Genomic DNA, 4,430 nt, shown 5'->3' on the forward strand with positions numbered 1-4,430 from the left:
AGCTTATCCACACTTACAATGTAAGAACAAGAGATTTTAAATATTTTGATACTTTATCTTGGATACTTAGAACTGTAAGAAAAAGCTCGGGGACAGTCCCGGTTTTGCTTGGAGCAGTGCGCTTCATAAAGATGTGCTGAATAGTTACCCTCCTGTATTATCGTCGATAAAAACATCGTCAATGTCCCAGAGATGATAAGCATCAGTCAAGCCAGTACTTTACGATGGTTTTCCGTTCCTTGTTCGCCATGATTTCAGGGTCGCTGTAGAAGGAGTCGTCCCGGTAATGGGTCGAGGATATTTCCTCGATGACGCAGCCGGTTTCGGTTGTCAAACGATGCTTGACCCCGGGTTCGACGATCACGGTCTCGCCCGGTTTCATCTTTTTCGGGATATCGTTGAGATAGAGATTTAAATCACCGTGGAGGAGAAGAAAGGTTTCCTCCTTTTTTTTGTGAAACTGTTCCGGATGGATTTGACCCGGTAGAAGAGCGATCAGCTTTTTGCAGTAATCACGGTTGATTATGGTGATCATCGTCGCGCCGGTTTTATGGAAATTGTCAATCCCGTAGTGGTGTGAGATCTCCAGCTCGGCGCCGCCGGAATAGACGACTCCAGCCTCCTTGAAAAGTTTCCTGGCCTGCAGGACAATGGCATAGGTTTTGGCCTGATAGTCGTTGCCTTCGATATTTTCGTAATTTATCGGAGCATTGGCCTTGATTTTGGTTTTGAGTTTATGGATTGTGTATTTTGAGATATCGTTGGCAACAAGCTGATTTTTCTCGTTCGGAAAGGCGAAGAAGATATCTTCTGTTTTAAGTTTGTGTCCCGCGGGCAGGTCGCAGCGGGCGAAAACTCCGCGTTTGAATTGCCGCAGAGCAGCTTTTTCTTTATCCGTGATCGGATGACGCCCGTTATCCGTCCCCAGCATGGCAAAGGCCCGGGCCGCGTTATCGAGCCATTTTTCCATATCTTTGGGGGTTGCGGAGTAGGCGTTGCGCGGGAATTTGTCGGTTACCACCGAGATGTGTTTTTCGAAGATTATCGCCCCTTTGCCAATGGCGACCATGACCGAATCGTAGTTGTCCGGTTCTTCATGGGTGCTGAAACCTACCGGAATATCCGGGTAGCGTTGATTAAGCAGGCCGATCTGGTTTATTTGCAGGTTTTCCGCCACGGTCGGGTATTCGCCGACGCAGTGTAATATCGCGAATTGTTTTTTCCGGTGCTGGAAAAAGCTTACGACCCGATCAATATCAGCGAAACTTGAGCCCGCGGTCGAGGCGATTAAAGGTTTGTCGGTGGTGACGATTTTTTCCAGCAGCGGCCAGTCGGTTAAAGCGCAGCTCGCGATCTTGATGATCTCAACTTCAAGTTCAAGTGCCAGATCGACCGAGGGCTCATCAAATGGCGTGGTTATTGCCGTCATCCCGGCATTTTTGACCCGTTTTATCAGCTTGGCGAACTGATCTTTCTTCAAGGCGGTTTCGCTGAATCTTTTTACATACTTGATATCCAGCCGCTGTTGAAAGTCGGGGTGGATGAAGGTTTTAAGGTCGCGAAACTGGAATTTGAAGGCAAATCTGAAAGGATAGAGGTCGACAAACCCGGCAAACGCGTCAATGGTTTTAAGGGCATGCTCAATACTGCCCATGTGGTTGTTTGCCAGCTCAAAGATGATCAGGGGTTTTTGGTTGAACATTCGCGAATCTCCCTTCTCTTACAGATGTAATGGTGACCTTTTTTAAAGTCAATAAAAAAGTCATTTGCTGAACTGTTCTTTTATGACCTTAGATGTAACCTTGAGCTGCTCAAGGCTTAAGCCGTGATAGATCCCGAGCCAGAAAACTGAATTCATGACTTTGTTTGTATTAGTGAGTGGAGCCGGTATTCTTTTCTCAATGTTCAAATAGGCCGGTTGTCGCAAAAGATTACCGCCAAAAAGGTTGCGGGTGCCGATATTATGGCTGTCCAAAACTTTTAGCAGTTGCTCGCGGGAGACCGGTGAATTATTTTTTACCCGGATGGGAAAGCCAAACCAGCAGGGCTCGGTGCCTGGGGTTGCTGCGGGCAGGCTGAGAAATTCTTTAAAAGGCGAAAGTTCTTTGAAGAGGAAATCAAAGTTTCTTTTGCGGATAGTGGCGAACTCATCAATTCTTTTCAGTTGCGCTACCCCTAAAGCGGCCTGCATTTCGGTGATTTTCAGGTTATAGCCGATGTGACTGTAGATATATTTGTGATCATAACCAGCGGGCAGCGTTCCCAATTGCCAATTGAAACGCTTGCCGCAGGCATTGTCCTGTCCCGGGCTGCACCAGCAATCTTTGCCCCAGTCCCGCAAAGATTGAACTATCTTTTTTAATTTCTGATTGTTGGTCAGGACGGCTCCACCTTCTCCCATAGTGATATGATGGGCCGGGAAGAAGCTGGTTGTGGCAAGATCGCCGAAGGTGCCGACCATCTTTCCACGATATTTTGAGCCCACGGCATCACAACAGTCTTCGATAAGCCATAAACCATGTTTTCGACAAAATTTTTCAATCATGTCGAGGTTGAAGGGGTTGCCCAGGGTATGCGCCAGGATAATCGCTTTTACCTTTGGTGAGAGTGCCATTTCAAGTTGGTACGGGTCAATTCCATAGTCATCGAGATTAACATCGACAAAGACTGGAACCAGATTGTTTTGAATAATTGGATTGACGGTGGTTGGGAAACCGGCTGCCACTGTGATTACTTCATCGCCGGGTTTTATTCTCCGATTTTCCAACTGAGGTGAGGTCAGGGCGCTCATGGCCAGAAGATTTGCCGAAGATCCAGAATTAGTTAAAAGGCAGAACTTTTGCTCCATGTAGCGGGCGAAGTTTTCTTCGAAGGTCCGGGCGAAACGGCCGCTTGTAAACCAGCCGTCGAGGCAGGCATCGACGGCGAACTGTATATCTTCGGCTATGATCACCTTGCCGGAAACCGGTACCGATATTGTTCCTGGTAAAAGCCGATTTTTCTCCGCGGACTGTTCGGCCATAAACTCTTTAACTAAAGTGAGGATTTGCTCACGGATCTCATTTGAGCGACTGGGCTTACTCATCTGCTGCCTGATTTTCCGGGATTTGATATTCCCTGATTTGTTTTACCGCGTAATCGTACATATTGCCGGGATCGCGGAAAAATTCTTTATACCAGTCGATAGTTTTTTTCAGGCTGGTTACGATATCCCATCGCGGGGTCCAGTGCAGAACCGTTTTAGCCTTGCTGATATCCAGTTTCAAGAGGGTTGATTCGTGGGGTTCATCATTTGCTGTACCATTTTTATCCGGTATTTTTTCCCAGGAGCCGCTATCCCAGATAGTGACAATTATATCAGCTAATTGGGCAACCGTTATAACCGATTCATCACTGGGTCCAAAGTTCCAGGCTCCCTGGTATATTTCCGGTTGGGAGAACATTTTTTCTGCCAGCACTAGATAGCCGGATAGTGGTTCAAGAACGTGTTGCCAGGGCCTGGTGGCGTTGGGATTTCTGATGACCATTGGCCGGTTTTGGTGCAGGGCAACCAGACAATCGGGCAGCAAGCGGTCACTTTGCCAGTCGCCCCCGCCGATGACATTGCCGGCTCGGGCGGTGGCCAGCGATTTACGGTGCTGCTTGATTGATTTTGGGTTGAAAAAGGATTGCCGGTAGGCGGTACTTATGATTTCGGAACCGGCTTTACTAGAACTGTAGGGGTCAAAGCCGCCAAGTCGGTCTTCTTCGCGGTAGCCCTGGAACTGTTCTCTGTTTTCATAACATTTGTCGGAGGTGATATTGATAATAACTTGTACGGATTCGGTTAAACGGCAACATTCCAGCAGATTGACCGTGCCGCCAAGATTTATATCAAAGGTTTCTTTGGGTTTTCTATACGACTCTCTGACAATCGGCTGGGCGGCCAGATGAAAAACAATTTCAGGCTTGCTTTGTTGGAAAACATTGAGGAGCTGGTGATAATCACGGATATCAGCGAGGTTGTTGTCTATTCTTTGTTGCAGATTGGTTAAAACAAAATTATCTATTTCTGTTCGAGGGGGCAGGGCATAACCAAAAACTTCGGCTCCCAACAGATTGAGCCAGAGAGACAGCCATGACCCCTTGAAGCCGGTGTGTCCGGTAACCAGAACTTTTTTATTTTGCCAGAATTCCTTATCAATCATTTTATCTGCCGTTTAAGTGCCGTTTAAGTGCCGTTTAAGGGGACGTTCTTGACTTATTGACTTAACGCCTTTATTGGTGGTGTCAGGTCTTGTATTTTTTTTATATGCGCTCCTTCCAGCTGTGCATGTGGGGTCAGGAAGCTTCCTTTCCCTGAATCATTCGACCTCTTCCCAGGCTGTTCTCCTTTTGACCGCTAACGCTGTGGCTCACCTGCCGGGGTGCAGCGCAGCGGAACCACGGTC

At 47.5% G+C, this 4,430-nt stretch carries 3 protein-coding genes; all 3 read right to left on the bottom strand.

What is annotated here, in order from left to right:
* Positions 1-202: 202 nt before the first annotated feature.
* The 3 genes from U9P07_03665 to rfbG are packed head-to-tail and all read right to left on the bottom strand — an operon-like array spanning position 203 to position 4,187.
* Entirely contained in the window at positions 203-1,702 is a 1,500-nt protein-coding gene (locus U9P07_03665; GenBank protein MEA2108495.1) for an N-acetylneuraminate synthase family protein, read from the bottom strand.
* Positions 1,703-1,762: 60 nt separating this feature from the next.
* Positions 1,763-3,085, bottom strand: coding sequence for a lipopolysaccharide biosynthesis protein RfbH (gene rfbH, locus U9P07_03670; GenBank protein MEA2108496.1), 1,323 nt, complete (start codon positions 3,083-3,085; stop codon positions 1,763-1,765).
* Entirely contained in the window at positions 3,078-4,187 is a 1,110-nt protein-coding gene (rfbG, locus tag U9P07_03675; GenBank protein MEA2108497.1) for a CDP-glucose 4,6-dehydratase, read from the bottom strand. The genes rfbH and rfbG overlap by 8 nt, the downstream gene beginning before the upstream one ends.
* Positions 4,188-4,430: the final 243 nt, after the last annotated feature.

The sequence above is a fragment of the Pseudomonadota bacterium genome (assembly GCA_034660915.1).
Lineage (GTDB): Bacteria > Desulfobacterota > Anaeroferrophillalia > Anaeroferrophillales > Anaeroferrophillaceae > DQWO01.

Excerpts from the sequence above, each read along its gene's own strand:
- rfbG (MEA2108497.1), bottom strand. The coding sequence starts at position 4,187 with ATGATTGATAAGGAATTCTGGCAAAATAAAAAAGTTCTGGTTACCGGA.
- rfbH (MEA2108496.1), bottom strand. The coding sequence starts at position 3,085 with ATGAGTAAGCCCAGTCGCTCAAATGAGATCCGTGAGCAAATCCTCACT.
- U9P07_03665 (MEA2108495.1), bottom strand. The coding sequence starts at position 1,702 with ATGTTCAACCAAAAACCCCTGATCATCTTTGAGCTGGCAAACAACCAC.